The 17731-nt window shown below is 54.4% G+C and carries 14 protein-coding genes and 2 pseudogenes; 6 read left to right on the forward strand and 10 right to left on the reverse strand.

All coding sequences use genetic code 11. The annotated features are described in order from the left end of the window. Nucleotides 1-305: 305 nt before the first annotated feature. Both G3I74_RS15730 and G3I74_RS11130 read left to right on the forward strand, forming a co-directional pair. Nucleotides 306-728: pseudogene (locus G3I74_RS15730) on the forward strand (integrase core domain-containing protein); the annotation flags it as partial. 354 nt (nt 729-1082) lie between these two features. After that, nucleotides 1083-1334, forward strand: a complete 252-nt coding sequence (locus G3I74_RS11130) for a hypothetical protein (protein WP_164211684.1) — start codon at nt 1083-1085, stop codon at nt 1332-1334. Between the two features lie 10 nt (nt 1335-1344). On the opposite strand, the gene G3I74_RS11135 is transcribed toward G3I74_RS11130, so the two are convergent. The 7 genes from G3I74_RS11135 to G3I74_RS11165 all read right to left on the reverse strand — a co-directional run bounded on the left by G3I74_RS11135 (nt 1345) and on the right by G3I74_RS11165 (nt 9820). Then, entirely contained in the window at nt 1345-2205 is an 861-nt protein-coding gene (locus G3I74_RS11135) for a glycosyltransferase (RefSeq protein ID WP_164211685.1), read from the reverse strand. 60 nt (nt 2206-2265) lie between these two features. Next, nucleotides 2266-3210: an IS1595 family transposase gene (locus tag G3I74_RS11140; RefSeq protein ID WP_164211686.1), complete on the reverse strand. Its 945-nt coding sequence runs from the start codon at nt 3208-3210 to the stop codon at nt 2266-2268. 74 nt (nt 3211-3284) lie between these two features. Continuing rightward, nucleotides 3285-4352: a glycosyltransferase gene (locus G3I74_RS11145; protein WP_164211687.1), complete on the reverse strand. Its 1068-nt coding sequence runs from the start codon at nt 4350-4352 to the stop codon at nt 3285-3287. Next, a complete protein-coding gene (locus G3I74_RS11150) occupies nt 4352-5902 on the reverse strand; it encodes a glycosyltransferase family protein (RefSeq protein ID WP_164211688.1) in 1551 nt (516 codons plus the stop codon). The genes G3I74_RS11145 and G3I74_RS11150 overlap by 1 nt, the downstream gene beginning before the upstream one ends. A 57-nt stretch (nt 5903-5959) precedes the next feature. Next, the gene (locus tag G3I74_RS11155; RefSeq protein WP_164211689.1) at nt 5960-7186 is read right to left on the reverse strand and encodes a hypothetical protein; all 1227 of its coding nucleotides are present in this window, start codon (nt 7184-7186) and stop codon (nt 5960-5962) included. Between the two features lie 7 nt (nt 7187-7193). Beyond that, nucleotides 7194-8531: an FkbM family methyltransferase gene (locus G3I74_RS11160; RefSeq protein ID WP_164211690.1), complete on the reverse strand. Its 1338-nt coding sequence runs from the start codon at nt 8529-8531 to the stop codon at nt 7194-7196. 23 nt (nt 8532-8554) lie between these two features. Beyond that, on the reverse strand, nt 8555-9820 hold the full coding sequence (locus G3I74_RS11165; RefSeq protein WP_164211691.1) for a hypothetical protein: 1266 nt from the start codon (nt 9818-9820) through the stop codon (nt 8555-8557). A 488-nt stretch (nt 9821-10308) separates the two neighbouring features. Between G3I74_RS11165 and G3I74_RS11170 the strand changes: the two genes are divergently transcribed. The 4 genes and pseudogenes from G3I74_RS11170 to G3I74_RS11185 all read left to right on the forward strand — a co-directional run bounded on the left by G3I74_RS11170 (nt 10309) and on the right by G3I74_RS11185 (nt 13739). Then, nucleotides 10309-10983 (forward strand): sulfotransferase family 2 domain-containing protein, encoded by a 675-nt coding sequence (locus tag G3I74_RS11170; RefSeq protein WP_164211692.1) that lies wholly within the window; start codon nt 10309-10311, stop codon nt 10981-10983. Beyond that, a complete protein-coding gene (locus tag G3I74_RS11175) occupies nt 10974-11936 on the forward strand; it encodes a sulfotransferase family 2 domain-containing protein (RefSeq protein WP_164211693.1) in 963 nt (320 codons plus the stop codon). Before G3I74_RS11170 ends, G3I74_RS11175 begins: the two co-directional genes overlap by 10 nt. A 137-nt stretch (nt 11937-12073) precedes the next feature. After that, nucleotides 12074-12277, forward strand: a pseudogene (locus G3I74_RS15980) (IS5/IS1182 family transposase); the annotation flags it as partial. 271 nt (nt 12278-12548) lie between these two features. Then, nucleotides 12549-13739, forward strand: coding sequence for a hypothetical protein (locus G3I74_RS11185; protein WP_164211694.1), 1191 nt, complete (start codon nt 12549-12551; stop codon nt 13737-13739). Here the strand turns inward: G3I74_RS11185 and G3I74_RS11190 are convergent. From G3I74_RS11190 to G3I74_RS11200, 3 genes are all read right to left on the reverse strand, one after another. Continuing rightward, nucleotides 13702-14811 (reverse strand): rhamnan synthesis F family protein, encoded by a 1110-nt coding sequence (locus tag G3I74_RS11190; protein WP_164211695.1) that lies wholly within the window; start codon nt 14809-14811, stop codon nt 13702-13704. The genes G3I74_RS11185 and G3I74_RS11190 overlap by 38 nt on opposite strands. After that, nucleotides 14808-15866 (reverse strand): glycosyltransferase, encoded by a 1059-nt coding sequence (locus G3I74_RS11195; protein WP_164211696.1) that lies wholly within the window; start codon nt 15864-15866, stop codon nt 14808-14810. The genes G3I74_RS11190 and G3I74_RS11195 overlap by 4 nt, the downstream gene beginning before the upstream one ends. Before the next feature lie 82 nt (nt 15867-15948). After that, the gene (locus tag G3I74_RS11200; protein ID WP_164211697.1) at nt 15949-17727 is read right to left on the reverse strand and encodes an ABC transporter ATP-binding protein; all 1779 of its coding nucleotides are present in this window, start codon (nt 17725-17727) and stop codon (nt 15949-15951) included. Nucleotides 17728-17731: the final 4 nt, after the last annotated feature.

Below are 17731 nucleotides of genomic sequence, written 5' to 3' on the forward strand. Positions count from 1 at the left end.
AACCAGCCGTTGCCACTGGTTCCGAGTACGGCGCTTCCAGCCCATGGTGAAACTCCTTGGCAATCCAGGTAGCACTCATCATCGGCCAGAGCGCGAGCCAAGGGAAGGACGTATTTGTCCAGACGCTTACATTTCGTCTGAGACAGGGTGCTCTCGAGCGCCCCGAGTGCTGCTGTAAAGGAGCATCCCGGCTCTGGCTCTGAGAAGATGGAAGTGTCAAGCAACCATCAAGCAGAGCACGGAGGCCGGGATTCAACTGAAGACTATCCTCAATCGAGTCCAGAAGTTCAAGTCGTTTGTGTATACCGAGGGTGAGCAACGACAATCCATTCAGCGAATCACAGTTCAAGACGGCCAAATACCAGCCAGACTATCCAGGCCGGTTCGATAGCAGCGCCCATGCCCAACGGTGGTTCGATAGCTACTTCGAGTGGTACAACTTCAAGCACCATCACAGTGCCTTGGCTGGGTTCACGCCTGCGCAGGTGTTCACCGGACAGCATCACCAGGTCGCGGCCACCCGACAAGCCGCACTGGACGAGATGTACCAAAAGCATCCGGAGCGCTTCGTCGCCGGGCCGCCACGAACCTCGATGCCACCCAGTGTGGTGGCCATCAATCCGGTCACTCAGGGCGACATCGAGCGCGGCATCTCCACCACTGTGAACTTCCCGACCCTGCTGGCGGCGCGTCAGACAGCTCGAGAATCTACGTTAATTTTGAAATGAGTGTCCGAAACAGCTTGACATGTTCCGCAGCCGCCCTCGGCCAGGCTATGATCGGCTGCCGGCACGGCGCTTTGAGTTTGTCCCGCTGTGGGGCATCAAGGTGTTTCTGGTCTATGCGCCACGCCGGGGTGGACTGCCCCGAGTGTGGCGTGCGGGTCGAGCAGATGCCTTGGGCTTCGGGCAAGCATCGCCTGACCCAAGCCTATGCCTGGTTTCTGGCACGCTGGGCGAAGCGACTGATTCCTTTTCGTCTGTGTCGTCGAAAACTCCGACAAAAGGATAAGCCGGTGGCCTACTTCAATCCTCGGCCACCGAAATTACAGAACAGATGATGCACTAACCCGCGAATTGCAAATGACCGTTCGTCAGCCGACCCGAAGCAGCAATGAAAAGCGCTCGCCGCTCTGGTCATTCGAGATGTTGGGCACGCTGCGTCGCACCATTATCCAGCGTGCCTGCCGATTGACCCGGCCCGGTGGCAAGCTCAAGCTGACCATGAGCGCCAATCAGGTGACTCAGGATGAGTTGCTGCACATTCTCCATGCTCTGGAGCGGGCCGCGCAGGGTCAAATCGGGCCGGATTTATGCAATAGTTGGGTGTACTAAGGCACAGCAATCAGCCTGGACGGTGATAACTAATTGATTGAAAATGCTCTTCAATACAAAAATCTACTTCCACGCCAGATTTCATAATCTGACTAAGCTCGCCTACGGAGTCGCGACTACCAAATATTGAATCGTTGTGCTGATGCCACGTGTAGACCCACGCTGGATAGGTGGCATCGCACACTGCGGGATAGAGAAGATCAGCTTTCTTGTGCGGTATGTTCTGCTCCGGCAGTATCAACTCTTGACTCTTTTTACTGTAGCACCCGATCCTCATCCACCCAATTGCTAACATTCGATTATGAACTTTTCTAAAGTTCTTATACTTCAACGACTCGCCGCACAACTCGCCATAAAGGCCTAAGCTTGGCGCGTATATCATCCCCCCAAATGAGGCTTTGACAAAAGGCATCGCTCGGGACATCCACAGACTACCAAGAACATCATCATCATCCAACCGAAAAACACCCAGAGGCACCGTTTCTTTCTCAGACGAGGCCTCCAACAGATTCTTTACATCACCATATTGCAACGGATCCAATAAGTCCGGATGGTGTGGCACTGGAATAATAAAGCTGTGGCGATTCAAGGCCTCCAATAGCGCAGAAAGATAATTAATTGGCAACTCTTCACTATAACCGACCACATGCCTATAGTTAGGATTAAGATTCGCAAAACGCTGCAAGATAGGTAACGAATACACCAAAAATATATGCAACCTTGATCTTAAACGCTCTTCGGAAAATAGAGCTTTCTTAAAAGCCGCTAAATCGTCCCCAGTTTCTCGGCCAATCCGCCAAAATTTACGCTCACGATCAAAGACGCTAAATCGAGTAACACCAACCATGACCGGAGCATCTCTTTCGTTCATAAACATTAACTTCCCTCAGGAGCGTTTGGCCGAAATAAAAGAATCCACAGCATATCCTGATTACGTATGTACCTCAGCCATCGTAGCGAACCGATAAGGCAGCGGCGCCGTGCGGCAGGCCACGTAGGCCAGCCGCTCGATCATGCTGCCGAGCTCGAAGCGACGGTTGAAGCGATAAGCGAAGGCGCCCAGGTACCGACCAAGGTGCTTTCCTCTGACCGCATGGTAGGTGCCATGCAGAGCTTTCTTGACGTTCCCCAGCATCGTATTGACCCAGGTGAATTCCGGCGTCTCGACGCTGCCGGGTCCACCACCAGTCTTGATGCTCCAGTGCGGGCAGGTTTCCACGATGGCCCGGAAGCACGCCAAGCCATCGGAGGTCACTTCCGCCTCAGGTGCCAGATGCGTTCTCGCCCAGCGATCAATCGAGTCGCTGGAAAAGGACTTGATCGGCGTCATCCGCATCGCCAGAGGCCGCCCGTCGGTACTGCAGGCCACGGCAGCCACAAATGGCGTCTTGCCCTCGGCACCTCGGCCACGCTTGCCACCCCGACGTTCTCCGCCCCAGTAGGCGTCGTCAACTTGCACCGGACCGGTCAGTGGTTGGCTGTCATCGCGCTCGCGCATGGTCTCCATCAGTTTCTGCTTGACCAGCCAGGCAGTGTTGTAGGACACCCCGAGGTGGCGACAGAGCGCCAGCGCCGACAGGCCGGTCTTGCTCTGGGTCAGCAGAAAGATGGCCAGAAACCAGGTCGTCAGGGGCAGCTTGGTCCGATCGAAGATCGTCCGCGCTGTCAGCGAGGTCTGATGATGACAGTGGTGGCACTGAAAGACCTGGCGAGACTTGATCTGGCAGTAGGTCGAGTTACCGCACTCTGGGCACTCGAAGCCACCGGGCCAGCGCAACTGAAAAAGAGCGTCTCGGCAGGCCGCTTCAGAGCCGTACTTTTTCAGAAACTCGGTCATGCTGAGGCCTTTCTGAAACTGGACCATATTCCGCGCCATCTCGTAACCTCGTGTTTATCAGATGGTTACAAGGCTACCGGGAGCCATTCTCAATAGCTGAGAAACCTACATAATCAGGTAGCATAATGAACAACCTGTTCATACATCATACCAAGAATCTTCCGCAGGTCGTATCTATTTCTAAAAATCAGACCATTCATTTCAGATATTTCAGAAATATTAACCCCGTTCAACGAATGGACAATTTCAAAAAGATCTGATGCTGACGGAACAGCCTTTACGATTTTTTTTCCCGCCAAATTCTCTTGCGCAAACTTCTCAACCGGTACAACAAAATCAGTTCCACATTCATTCATAGGAGCATGATCGGTCGTTACAACCAAGGCACCAGAACATTGGGCCTCATATAAGCCCAACCCCAAGCCTTCCCAGTACGAGCAAAAAATAAAAACATCCCCGTCGGCATATACGTCTTTTCTCTCATCAAAATTACCGAGGATTAAATTAGCTGACCGAGGCACATTCTCGGCTAATCGTTCAGTTTGCTGAGTGTAAACTGTCAGCGGAGGAGCGCCCGGCAAAGAAAACGCATCGAATATCACATCCGACGCCTTCCTCAATTTATAACCACCATTGCCATTAATAAAAACGAACCTTTTAGCGAATTTTCGAGGAACAAAGGGAAACTCATCGAGATTGACGCCCCACTGTCCTTGCACCACCTTATTGCGCCAACAATGATGAAAACCATGTGCAAATAACACATCTGATAACGAAGAAAGATACCGGTAAGTGAAATCGGTAACTGCCCACAACATGTCTGTTGCAAGTGCCCAATCCTTGCTTTCCGGCCACCATTCCCACATCGGAACACCGATCACAAAGACGCCCCGCTTTTTTGCCTCCAGCACTATGTTATACGAACCTCGCAAGCATGGATGCTCCACATATAGCAGGACGTCAATTGAATCAAGAAAATATTTGTACTCAGCTTCCGAACCTGCAAGTTCGCATTTTATGACTTCACTATCACCGCAAGCCTGAAGGTATGGCTCATGGTTCTCAGAATTTGGGTGCTTCGGCACAAGCCAATGTGTTACCCAAGGCGCTAAGCGAACGATGTCATAGTTCATACTTCCAACGCCACTAGCTATTCCCCATCCAACAAGCCCGACCCTCATTACGCAGTCTCCCTATTTCGTAATGTCAGAGCTTTCGGAATTTTCCCACCCCACCTTCTAACAGTACAATTCTCCGGCAAATCATTAGAAAACCACGCTTGGCGACATTGTGTCGTCTCGGGCCTTGTACGCTCTTCACCCCGGTTAACGTAATATTCAGTCTTATCAAGCATATCATCGGCCGGTTTAGCAAAGCCCATATGGACGCAATATGGTCCTTCAAAAACAAAACTATCACCGTCCGCAATTTCGCTAATCAGTCTGTTCAGTTTCTTACGTCGCTCATCAACCAAAAAGAAGCCATTCACTTCAGGCCAATTATGATTCCTAAGATACATCATTCCCGGGAGGTACCTAAAAAATCGCGTATGCGATACATCATAGTATCCCCCAGTCACAAAGTTATTAAGATCCTTCCAAAAGTGAACTTGGGGAACAGTGACTGAAAGATATTCCGAACCCGCTAATGCTATTTTTATACTTTCAATGAATTCCGGCTCATAAAATTCATCGGCATCAATAACTAGAAGAAATGAAGCACTGGCGTTGTCCAAATAGCGATTTCGCAATTCAGACTTTGCGTCCTCCCCATCGGCTTTTGTTCTGCCGTGTGCAACATATCTAATTTTTTCAGCATAATCGGGAAAAAGACGCACCATCAATGACGTGCGATCCCCTGAAAGGCCATTCAATCTTACCTTTCTTTCCGGATAACCTTTGCAGAGCCCTTCTACAATTGTCCAGCTGTCAACGTAGTTATAGTGCTGCAATAGATTTAATCCAATGTAGTGCTCCTCGTTTAAAACAATAGTTCCTGCATGAAGACTATTGACACTTGTAACTCGGCGAGCAGAAGCGTTAGGCAATGCACTCGACCATATGCTCGCCGGCTCTGCAGCAGCACCCAACAACGGCAACATCTGGCCATACTGTTCGTCAGGGATGGGACGATGAGAGTAAAGCAAACGCGCCCGAGGGGATGCAACCTCAACTCGATCTAGAAACCTAAGATATTTAGCGCGATTTAGTAGCCAAAAAGAATGCCTTGAGGCTAGCGCCACCATAAACCCGATTGATGGGATCTCATTTTCGAAGTCTGCGTAAACTTCGGGATTGACGTCGAGTTGCTCTGATATATAATTTGCGTAAAATAAGAGATCTCTTTGAAATGGTGACGATATCGCACACTGCAGTGCTCGTTGAAGATGCGCAACTGAAGGAGCAAGACTCCCACACTCGTCAAGAAAAGCGATAATTATATCGTCGCTAACTTTTGGTGAGTTCTGAAACTGCAAATTGACAGGCAATCGAAAAAGGGCGTCTAGTTCGCTAGGAAGCGCCTGTTGGGGGCATGAATTAGCGTTAGCAATTGATTCAGATCTGGCTATCCGCCTTCGACAGATCTCCGCGTTCACTTCCAGAACCCGTTCTAATCGCGGCCATTTTTTTGCAAGCTGGTTATACTCGCCAAGAGCTTTACGATAGAGTTTAGCGTTAAAGCTTTCGTTGGCCGCCTTCAGTTGAGCTATAGACTCCATATTTGATTTCATTCTATCCCCCATAGCTGGAACGACACATTCAGGCATACCGCCGAAAATCGAATTGACCTACCTGAAATAACAAAGATCTGGTGCGAGCCGAACTTTTTGAATCAATGATGCATAAGCGCTCTCAATACGAAATCGGTCTGCACTGCGAACTCGCGTTGTTCGGCTCTTCTTTTCTGGCAGCGGAACCTGGCAACCGAGTAGTTTCTCTACGATATCTGCAAGTTCATGTATTCGGTCATAGCGCACGCAGACATGCGGAATACCGTTCGGACGCATCCACGCGTCGAACATTTTTTCATAATTCAAGTGATCCGCTTCATAAAGATCAGAAGTTTCAGGCGAAAGGTGTTCCGCACCGCAGTTTCGGAAATGGCCTGCATCGAATCGCTTCTCGCGCGTGGACACCACTGAGTCCACCACGTCACCAAATAGAAATATCGCTACGTCTACTTTGTTAACAAGGGTAGACGGCTCAAAGGTATGAGTTTTGACGTGCGGTCCCGCGTAGTCCTTCGGTGTTGTACTCCCAGGTGGAAGGCCTGCAATCGCGCGAAAAGTCATCGTCGTACCAGATCTGGGTATACCTGCAACGGCGACTCTCGGTCTGATAGAAGCGTCTAAAACTGGTGACGAATTAGAAAGAATCTGCCCCATCGCTGCGTACTGGGCCATTTCCCAGATTACTGACGATCCGCTAGCCTCAGCAAGGGATATCAGTTGACGCGTTGCGGTCGGCTTTAGAACCAGGTCGATATCGGCATCCGGCGCCGCGAGGGCGATGGCTGAACGAAAGTGATTCATGACCTTCTGGTCGGGGCGGTGAGTAAGTGCTGCGATTCGGCCCAATGTGTTGCTGGCCCCTCCGATCAAGATCCGGGCAACGGATTCACTATCCATACCGGCTCCGATAGCTCTGTCGAGCAAGGCGCGGGCGCGCGACCTGGCATGCTCACCGCCTTTTTGCAGATGCCCGGCGGCGGCCAGCAGTTGCAGCTCGGCCGCGGCCGGGTTGTGTTGGAGTTCGTGATCGTCCAGATCGGCCAGCTTTTCCCAGTCGCCCAGTTGTAGCTGCAGGCGCGAGCGGTTAAGCAGGCGCGGGTTGTAGGGGACCAGGTTGGATTGCGCTTGGGCGGTTCGTGTCAGGTCTTGTTGGGTGTGATCGGCCGTGTCTTTCGGCTCGTTCGGCTGCCGAGCGACGTGGGTATCTGGCCGTGGCTTGCGCGCCTTATGAGGACGGCTGCGGATGGCCTGGATACGCTGCTTGCTGGTTCTGCGCGAGGGCATGGTGCGGTCAGACCGGCTTGTCTCGAAACACCAGCTCCTTGATCAGCTCCAGCTGGGATTCGGCCTTTAGGAATTCCTCGTCGATCAGGGCTTCCTTGCGTTGGTATTCCTGCTCCAGCTTGCGGTATTTCTGCTGTAGGTCGTCGTTGTGCTGGCGGGTGGATTTGGCATCGTTCTCGGCTGCGCTGAGCTTGGCCTGGAGTTGTTTGAGTTCTTCTTGCTGTTTTCGGGTAGCTTCGGAGGCTTCTTTTGCCTTGGCTTCTAGCTGAGTGCGCAAGCTGGCGTTTTCTTCTTCCAGGGCCTTGAGGCGCTTTTCTTGCTCGGTAAGGTTGGCAAGTTTTTGTTCGGCCTCGGTGAGTTTCTGCTGCGCCTCGTCGTGGGCCTGGGTGAGGCGGGCGAGGTCTTTCTTGTGCTGGTGGAGTTCGGTGCCGAGCTTTTCGCTGGTGGATTTTTGTTCGGTGAGGGCGGATTCGAGTTGCTGGGTTTTGGCCAGCTGGGCCTTTTGCTGTTCTTCGGCCTGGGTGCGGGCTTGTTCGGATTCGGCCAGTTGGGTCTTGAGGGCGTTGAGTTCGTTCTGATGCTGGCGATCGCTTTCGGCCAGGACTTGCTGGACGCTGGCCAGTGCCTTTTCGATGGCCTGCAGGTCGGCTTTGTGTTCAGCCTCCAGCGTTTGGTAGCGCGCCAGCTCGGCCTTCAGGCGCTTGCATTCCAGCGCCATGCGGTCCAGGCGCAGGTGGTGGCGGGGCCAGTCGGCGTCGGTGGTGTCGGGCTGGCTGGCGGGTTCAAAGCCTTGGGCCTGCAGCTGGATTACCAGGTCGGCTGCGCTTTTGGCGCCTTCATACAGGGGTTCGATGCCGGCGCTTAAGAAAATGCGGGCAAAGTGGTGCAGGCGGTCGCTGCGCTGCAGTTGATCGATCACGGCGGCTTCTTCACCGGGGGTGTCAATGACCAGCCAGTTGCCGGTTTGGATGTCGATACCCAGCCGGTCCAGCAGCTGGTCCACGGTTAGTTGCTCGACCGTCGCCCGGCCGGTTTGCTGCAGCCCGGGCAGGCTGTGGTACAGGCCGGTGGGTTCGCGCAGGCTCGACAACAGGGGGAAGTTGAACAGGGGAAAGCTACCGCGGCCGGGTTGGTCGGCAATGGCGGCGGCAATAATTTCGACGTTATCATGGTCGGCGGTGCTGCGGCGCAGTTCGGCGAGCAGCTCCGGGTTGGGTTCGACCAGCACGATGCGCTTGGCACCGGTTTGCTGCCAGGTGGGCAGCTCGCGGCACAAGCCGGCACCTAAGTGAATGATGGCGTCGGGCGGTGGCGTATTTTGCAGTTGTTGTTGTAGCCAGTCCATGTGTCCCCCTGGCGTGGCTTACTTTAGGAAAAGATTCTTAAAGGCTTGGTGATTTTCCAGGATTTGCTGTTTTTCAGGGCCTGGATGGTGTCGTGGGCTGCCTCGACGGTGTCGGGCAGCGGCTGTTTCTCGCTGGCTGCAGGGCCTGCGCCAAAGACCCGCAAGAACCAGCGCAGCGGCCGGGTCAGGCGCCAGGAATAGCTGTTGTAGATGGCCCGGATGGTGTCATGGGCAGCGTGGAGCTCGGCCGTGTCTTGCCACGGGCTGGCCTGCTGGGTGCTTTGCAGGTAGTAGTGCTCCAGCTCTTCCTGGACGTGGTGCAGCTGCTGCAACAGCAGCTCGTTTTCTTCCTGCAGGTCCTGGAGGGCCGGGTCGTTTTTGCCGGATTCCTGGCCGGCCGATTCCAGCTGTTTGCGCAGCTGGTCGTACTGCTTTTGGGCCTGGGCCAGTTTTTCTTCGCTTTGTTTGGCCTGCAAAAAGTGGCTTTGCAGTTCTTCTTGCACCTGGTGCAGCTGGGTGAGCAACAGCTCGTTTTCTTCTTTGAGCTCTTCGGCTGTCTGAGCTTTGTGCTGGACTTGCTGGAGTTTTTGGCGGGTTTTTTCCAGCTCGACCCTGGAGGTCGTGTCGACGCTGTGGCGGTATTCGGCAAAAACCTGGTCGATGGCCGGCAATAAGATGTTTTGGGCAGAGCGCAGCGGTAACGCGGTGGCGGTCAGCTCTGCAGCCAGATTGCGGGCCTCACTTGATTGCCAGATGGCGTTTTCGGCCATCATGCGCAGCACGGCGCTGGGCAGGGCCGGCGCGGCGGCTTGAGCGGGAACCTCTTGCAGCTGTAACTGCAAACGCTGGCTGACGGTGTCCAGCAGGGCTGGCGTATCGGCCAGGGCCGGTTCGGCAAACAGCAAGCTGACCCGCCGCCGATGCCGCCGAATGACCGCCAGCACCGGTTGGGCCGACTCCAGCCATTGCGCCAGCGCTGTCTTGGGCGCCATGCCCTCGCCCAGCCGGCGCGCCACGGCCACGACCGGCAGGCGCATCAGCAGCAGCAGATGGCCTTGAGGGTGTTCTGCCATCCAGTCCGAGACCTCGGCCAGGTCGCCGATCTGGTCCTGGCTGATCAGTTGTGGTTGCCCGCATGGGTCGCTTTGGGCAGCCTGGTCGGATAGTCCGGCGGCCTTTAGCGCATCAAAAAAGGCGGCCTGGTGGGTGGGCAAGGTGGCCGCCACAATCACGCTCTGCGGCGTTTGGATCGCGGCCAGCCTGCGGGTGCTGGTTTGGTGGTCGCTCATGTGGGTCTCGGCAGGCAGGAGATACCTTGGATAATTTACAGTGCTGAACATTTCAGTGTGATGAATTCCCCAAAAAGCACCCTTTTTCGGTAATCTGCCTGAGGGGGCTTCAGGCACGCTACCGCCCTTGGGCGCCCCCACCGTTTTCGCGATTGCCAATAGCTGGCATACCCTCGTCATCAAAGGGTCATCGCCAACACGTTTAAAGTATACCGAACTTTAACGCGCCTATAGCACCTGGATTGGCGCGGGTTCGACGGGTTGTCCGGTTTCGGCAACGGGTGTTTTTGGTCGGCGAGCAGTTGCTGGACGCCGAATGTCATAATATGTCACAGGGCACGGAGTAGCGGCAATCGACCCTAATCGCCCCCTCAACATCCAAGACATATTGATGGCAGCATTTGTACATATCCGGTGCCACGTTTTTGTCGCCTTACCATCTGAGCACTTCGACGATGATAACCAGGAAGGAAAGACGGACTTCAAACTTGGAGTCTCTCGAAGCCATTTTTGTCCACATCCCGAAAACGGCAGGAGTGACCCTGCGGCAAGTATTAACAGATTTGTACGGCCCATCAGCGGTTTTTTTGTCTTATCATCGAAAAGTCGAAGGCATACGACCGGATATAGCACAATCAGTTCCACCGGGCACACGCGTTCTGGCAGGCCACTTCACCTTCCGTCAGATAGAACATCTTTACGACCCCCGACGCCATAAAATTTTTACCTTCGTTCGCGAACCGCTAGCACGTTTTGTTTCTTACTACTATCATCTAAAACGTCATGCTCACACAACGCAAGCGACCCGAATAGAGAAAGCTCGCAAGCACGAACCTCTTTGGATATATGCCGCAAACCCTTTTTACTTTAATGTCATCCATAAATACACAAAAGGTCTAGATTTAGATGACTGGAACTTTATCGGCAGACAAGAAACTTTCGACACTGACCTTCCGAAACTTCTTGATATCTTAGGTCAAGACCTCCCAAAGAAAAAAAAAGAAAGTCTCTGCAAGCTACACTTTAATGCAAATAGAACATATCCGCCCAAAACAAGACCATTAGCTAAGCCTCTTAATTCGTGGCTTAAAATTATCAACTCGAAAGACCGTAAAGTACTAGCTCAGATTGATTTAATTAGGTCCAAGAAAGGATGGCTGTAGTTCGCCGATGGCTGGCAACGTTTACGATTGGCAATATGGCAACCGTTACCTATAGCCAGCCAAATTTGGGATTCAACCGAACCTTGCTGCACCTAATAGCAGAGGATGGCATGAAGGCTTTATTGAAAAATATTCTTCTCTTTAGCAGGTTGTACCGCTCGCCTAGGCCGTTGATAGACGACCACCATCGAACGGTCATTTCATGGTCCGCCAAAGCAGCCTGCACACGTGTCTTGATCTGGCACTACGAAAGACTTGGACTGATCGACGAGGCGCTTCAATACCATCACTGGCCACACAAATACAGAATGAATGTTCTATATAAGTCACGTCGCTATGTCGAAGGTCGGAAAAAGCTCATAAGGGAGGGCCCTCCGCTTTGGGACTATGTCAAAGTCGTTCGTGATCCTGTGAAGCGCTGCGTGTCATCCTACCGGCATGCACTAGCCCATGGATATGCCGACAAGAACATGAGCGCGGTGCTGGGTAAGAAAATAGACCATAAATATGGTTTTTCCTATGCTACGTTTCTTGAGTATCTGAAGGGCATAAATATTTCACGTTGCGATGTACATCATCAACTTCAGGCCCATCCTTTAGACAAAATCAAGTTTGGACGCACCTGGCTTGTACACATCGATGAATATGATTTGGACACGGAGCTGGCCTCGATTGATTCAGCCCAAGGCGTTATGCTAAACAGAAAAGATTCGGTCGCAGGTGACTTTGTGCGCAAAGATGCGCACCGATATGCCATAGGCAAAAGGAAATCTGACTCATTTGATGTAGATCAGTGGTTGCGTCCCCTGAGAAAATCCGATACCGCGTCTTGGCCGAAACAAGCACTTGAAAAGGCACCAGAAGCCAGAGAGATCGTTGGTAAACTCTATGGTCATGACTACCGAACCATATCAGAATTGAAAAATCGATCAGAAAGATTTGAAGCAGACTAAGACGTTAGTCTAAACAGCGCGGCCACGCTGAATCTAAATGCTCTAGGGAGCCTCTGGATAGGGCACCGGTTTTGCGATGCTGGGGTCAGTTGGCTGCAACACGTTGATTTCAGATGAAACATCTGATACTGCGTTAGGGCAGCATTGTGGATGCCAGCATCTTTACGGCACCGAGCTCGACAAAGAATGCCGACAAGCAGCGGGATCCGGAGATGCACCAGACCACGAAAGCAAACCAGTGGCACTGCGGCATGAAGGTGTATATCGGTGTCGATGATGAACTGACGGTCGCAAACAAGCTTCTGCATGGTCAGGAGAAGCGGGTCTACGGTGATGCCGGCTCGGCTATCGTGGCATCGAGAAACGGCAAGCGCATCAGGCGCGCAGAAAATGCCGCTGACGTAGGTTCAGTACGTTCGGAGTCCGCCCATAAAGCGGCATCCGGCCAAAAATTGATTAGAAAACGAGCAAGAAAATCGCGCACAATCTATACCAGCCCTTCCCTTCCGGGAGAGCGAGTTAGGCGAAAATCATCGTTATTCAGAGACTCTTTAGCGCTGTTGGATGCATTCAGCCACATCGAAACAGCTCATCATATTTCCATAAATAGTAATGGGGCTTTCCATGGTTGATAAAGTGATTCTTCATATCGGTATGCATAAAACCGGCTCGACGTCGATTCAGGAAGCGCTCAAAGACTACGACGATGGCAAGACATTCTATGCACCATTTCAAGAAGCCAACCACTCGGCTGCTATTCGATCTGCTTTCTCCAAGAGACCAGAAGACTTTCACTCTTGGCGGAAGCTCGGCCTGGATCGATCGGAGGTCCTCAGTCGCCGCAACCAATACAGGAGTCAATTGGTCAGTGATCTGAAAAGAAAGGATCGGGACCAGCTCATCATCTCTGGTGAAGACATCGGCTTGCTTGAAGAAGCGGGAAAACATGAGCTTGTTGAACTCTTAAATCGACATGCCAAAATCATTCAGGTGGTGTGTTACATCAGAGCACCGATGGAATTCGCCGCATCGTATTTGCAGCAGCAGATTAAAACTGGGAGGAAATCGCTTCCTGAACTAATTAAGACCGATTATAAGAAGCGTCTTACTTTCTTCAAAGAGCATCTACCAACGGACCAAATCATTGTCAAATCCTTTAACCGGCAAACCTTGCAGCGGGGTTGTGTCGTATCCGATTTCTGCCGTACCTGCGGCATTGACAGCACACAAGTACCAAAATCAAGGTTAAACGAAAGCCTGAGCGCACCGGCCTTGAAGCTCCTGTATTCATTTAACAGGAGCAACGGCTGTTATCAAGGTGATCTAGTGACTCATCGGGCCCACCACCTGTTGATTCAATGGATAGCTCACGATTACCGAACAGGTCCGGGCATTAAACAAAGCCGCTTCCTCCCGATGAGCGATTTTTCCGAGCTGGACTACTTGCGCGACAAGTTCGGGCTCCATTTTGAACCTCCCAACCCCCAGATCCACTCTGGCGATCAGTCACTTGAGGCCTGGTTGACTGACACCAGCGACATTGACATGGAACCTTTGAATCAACGTCTCGCGCAGATCGGAGTCAATAGCCAAAATAAATCTGTTGATTTTCTTCTTAACAGGCTGTATTACCACGCACTTGTGGTTACCGCCTTACGCCATCAACAAGTCCGCATCCAACCGAACATGATTAGCCGGGGACTATTGAGGGATGTCATAAAAAGCCTCTTCATTGCGACATTCAACACCATCAGGCGAAGGATTTTCACACCTGCTCACCGACGCGCAGACCGCAATGGGTAACCAGGTAGCCCAGCGCGCGCTCAAAGGCATGGGCGGTGCTGCCGTCGGTGCCGCCTTGCTCGGGTTCAAAGTCGGCTGCCGTCAGGCCTAGTGCGGCTATGGCCTGAATAATGGGCGCCTTGACCCAGAAGATGGAGCCGGCGGCGAAGTTGAGCGCCTGCGGGTCCGGCTGCAGGCCGGCGCGAGCGAGCATTTGCATCGCGCGGGGCTGGTTGGCGCCCCACCATTTCGGCCCCTGCAGATGCTGCCCTTGGCAGACCAGCAGGCCAAGCTTCGGATGCTCCAGAAAGGCTTTGACCCGCGTTGCGCTGGCAGCGCCGGGCAGAACGCCACGCAGCAAGCTGTCTCGCCAGGCCGCACCGTGTTCGAGGTGGGGGGAGCGCTTGGTGTGGAGTTTGCAGACGGCGCGATAAGGATCAAGCACCCCGGCATTGATCAGATACACCCACGGAAACACGTCGCGCCCATGGTTGGGCATAAGCAGCACGGTGGCCAGCGGATAACTGCGGCTGATGGCCTCGGCCAGCTCGCGGTGGGTCGGACCGAGATCGGTAATGGTGATGTACCAATCCATGGCAAGACCGCTGTCAGCCAGCAGTTGTTCGATTTCCGGCCACAGATCCGGGTAGTAGACGTGGACCACGGCGGCCAGATCACTGCCCGGCTCTCTTGAGCGAACCGGCGGCAGCGGCGCGGGCTTGTTTTTATCGGTCGGTGAAGGGTCGCGCGTGATCAGTTGCTGATCGCAGCCGGCTTTTAGGTAATGCAGAAAAGGCGGCAGTTGGCTGGCGGCGGCTTCGGGATTGAGGCGCAGGTAAGCCGTGGGTGAGAAATCCGGGCGCGGGAACAGGCCGGCGGCCTCGCCGAAGGCAATGTAGTGGCGCTCGGGAAGCCACAGGAATAGCGGCATCAACTGCGGGTTCTGGCGGCGGTAAAAGGCGCGATCGAACAGGCCGCTTTGCTTGAGTTGGTTTAGATAGGCGCGCTGGGTTGGGGAGAACACCAGCAAGCGCCGCAGCAGGCTGAAGACCCAGGCCTTGTGCCGAACGTAGTTTGCCAGCCGTGTCTTCATCGCTCGAAGATGGTCTTTTCGCGTCCCAGCACAAAGCGACGAAAGTAGCGCCAGTAGCGGCCGAGAAAAAACTCTTGCCGGCGCAGGATCTCGCGACGGCGGATGCGGATCGGTGCCCGGTTGCTGCGCGCGCGGCGGATTTCCGGCCAGCGCGCAGCGGTGCGCCAAAGTGCCAGCCATTGCACCTTGAGCAGACGCCAGCGGCCGGTCAGGGCCGGGACAATCAGCATGCCCAGGGTCTTTAGCATGATCCAGGGCATGTTCCAGAAGATCACCGAGGCCGGCATGAGCTTGAAATAGGCGTAGTGGATATTGACCTGGAGGGTCACGGCGTAGTCCAGATCGCGAATCTTGTCGATGCTGGCACCGACCTTGTGGCGGATTTGCGCGGCGGGCTGGTAAACCTGGCGGTAGCCGGCCAGCCAGGCGCGCAGGCCAAGCTCGGCATCTTCGTAGCCGGTGGAGTAGAACGCGTCGAACAGGCCGATGTCCTGGAGCATATCCAGGCGCAGCAGACACGCACCGCCGCAGCTGCCTTCAACGTCGGCGGGCTCGCTGAAAGTTGCAGCCGGTTCAGCCGACCCTCGCGGCAGCACCTCGCCGGTGTTGAGAAAGACATGGCCGGCATTATCCAGCAACCCGGGATTGTCGTAGCGCAGCATGCGGCTGGCCACAGCCCCCGCCCCGGTGGATTCTGCCGCCTCGACCAAGGCGGCCAACCAACCGGGTTCAGGAAACGCATCGTTATTGAGCAGAGCGACGTAGCGCGGCCTTTGTTCCGGGCCGGTAGCCAGCAGCTCGGCCAGAATGCGGTTCATCCCGAGGGCAAAGCCCAGGTTTTCGGGGTTGCGGCGCAGTTCGACCAGCCGATTGTCGCCGTAGCGGGCCTTCAGTTGGTCGTAGTCGTCGCCGTCCGAGGCGTTGTCGACCAAAATCACGCGCAGTGAAACGTCTTTGGCGGCCAACAAATGGTCGATGCAGTTGATCGTGTCGTTGAGGCCGTTCCAGTTGAGCACAACCACGGGCACAATCGTGTTGCGGGCAGAAGCAGTCACAGCGCCCTGCCCTAAGCGACTGAGCCGCAGGGCGTCTGGCGGCTGAACAGCATACACATGCCTGGAGCCGCGGCCAGGGCCGTCATGAGGCCTTTTTCAGATCGGGCAGACCCTGAATACCGGCTTCTTCCAGCACAACAAGAATGGGCGGCAGCGCATTCAGGGCGGCGCGGTAAGCTTCGCGGGCAACGATTTTTTCCAGATTACTCAAATGCACCACCAGCTTGAACCCTTGAGGACTGGCCTGGGCTGCCGGGCAGCCGCATTCGGCCAGTTCGGGTAGCAGGGTGTCGGGATTGTAGGCTTTGTCCAGATCTTGAACGGTCAGGTCGACCCCCATGACGTCCCGGGCAATGGCGTCCCAATTGATCAAAACGGGCTGGTCTTGTTCGGTCAGCAGCAAATTGGCCGGTGCAACATTCCTGTTGATCAAGACCCGTGGCATGGCATTGACCATGTGGCGCATGTCTGCCAGGCAGTCCAGAAAGGCATCCAGAAGCTTTTCTTCCTCAGGCTCGTTGCAGCCCAGACGGATGCGGGCAAAGCGCTCGGCGTCCAGGCGGTCGCCGAGCGAGGCAAAGCTGCGCTTCAGACGTTCAGCCAGGGCCTTGTCCAGATCATGCTGCCACAGTGCCAGGCGCACCTGGCGCAATTTGGCCGGATAGTCTTTACCGGGACAGGCCTTGAGCACACCAGAGCGCAGCGCCAGAAAGCCGCGGCCGTGCACGGCACCGGAGCCCACAAACTCAGCTGACAGGCCCAGGGCCTTCGCCGAGCTACTTTGGTAAAACTGGACCTCGCGCGCCAGGCCGGCGTCTTTGGCGTTGCCGATTACTTTCAACCGGAGTTCTGCCTGGTCTTCGGCCTGGGGCGAGGACACATACAGCGCCTGCCCGCGCACCGCAAAATCGCACCATTGCCACTGGCGATGAGCCATCTCGGGATAGCCCATCCGGGCAACTTCTTCAAACAGATCGCGACGACGATCGGGCATCAACAGCGTCTCGAAACTGACCTCGCGCGCTTGCCGCTTCTCGCGCACGTGCTGCTCGGGATAGACCAGGGCTTCGATACGCTCGCGCTGCTGCAGCATGAAATATCCGTCCTGGGTGCTCTTGACCATGCGCTGCAATACCTGCCGGGTCAGGATGAACATGATCAACCCGATGATGAAGTTCATAGTCGGGTCGGTCAAAAAAAGAAACACCAGTACACCGAAAGCCAGGAAAGTGTTGACGGCCGAGATGTTCTGCAATACATCTACCCGCTTTTGCACGAACCGGTCGCGGGCCTCGGCCTGCTCGGGTGCCTGGTAACGGTTCCAGAAGCGCGCCAGAAAAATGATTTCGAGGATCACGGCCACCATAAGCACGGCCACCAGGCGCCACTCAAGCAACAGCCCCAGCGCAACGCCGCCGATCACGAGCAGGAGCGTGCCCCAGGTCTGGGCAACGCGCGAAAACACATCTTTCGCGAAGTCTTCCTCGGCGTCGAACAGGGTCGCTTTGTTGCCCTGAGCGCGAATGCGCGCACCACCCCGTGCGCCCAGGCGGCTCAACACAAGATCCGATACCAAGTAGAGGATAAAGAAGCCGACAATGCCCAGGCTCAGATAGATGATCCAGGCCTGGCGGGTTTCCTGGGTGACAAAAAACTGCATGTACCGGGGAATGCCCTCCGTCCCGAGCATGATGATGATCTTCAGCGGCAGCATGAACATCAAAATGAACGACACCTGATTGATCACCACCAGCGGCATGGAAAACAAAAAAGACCACGGCGCGCACCGACCGACCCGCCGAGTGACGTGAACCAGGGTTCGACTGTAATCAGTGATCAGGCTGGAAAAGCTGTTGGACATTCTG

Origin of the sequence: Wenzhouxiangella limi (assembly GCF_010499265.1) — a bacterium.
In the GTDB taxonomy this organism is placed as follows: Bacteria; Pseudomonadota; Gammaproteobacteria; order Xanthomonadales; family Wenzhouxiangellaceae; genus Wenzhouxiangella; species Wenzhouxiangella limi.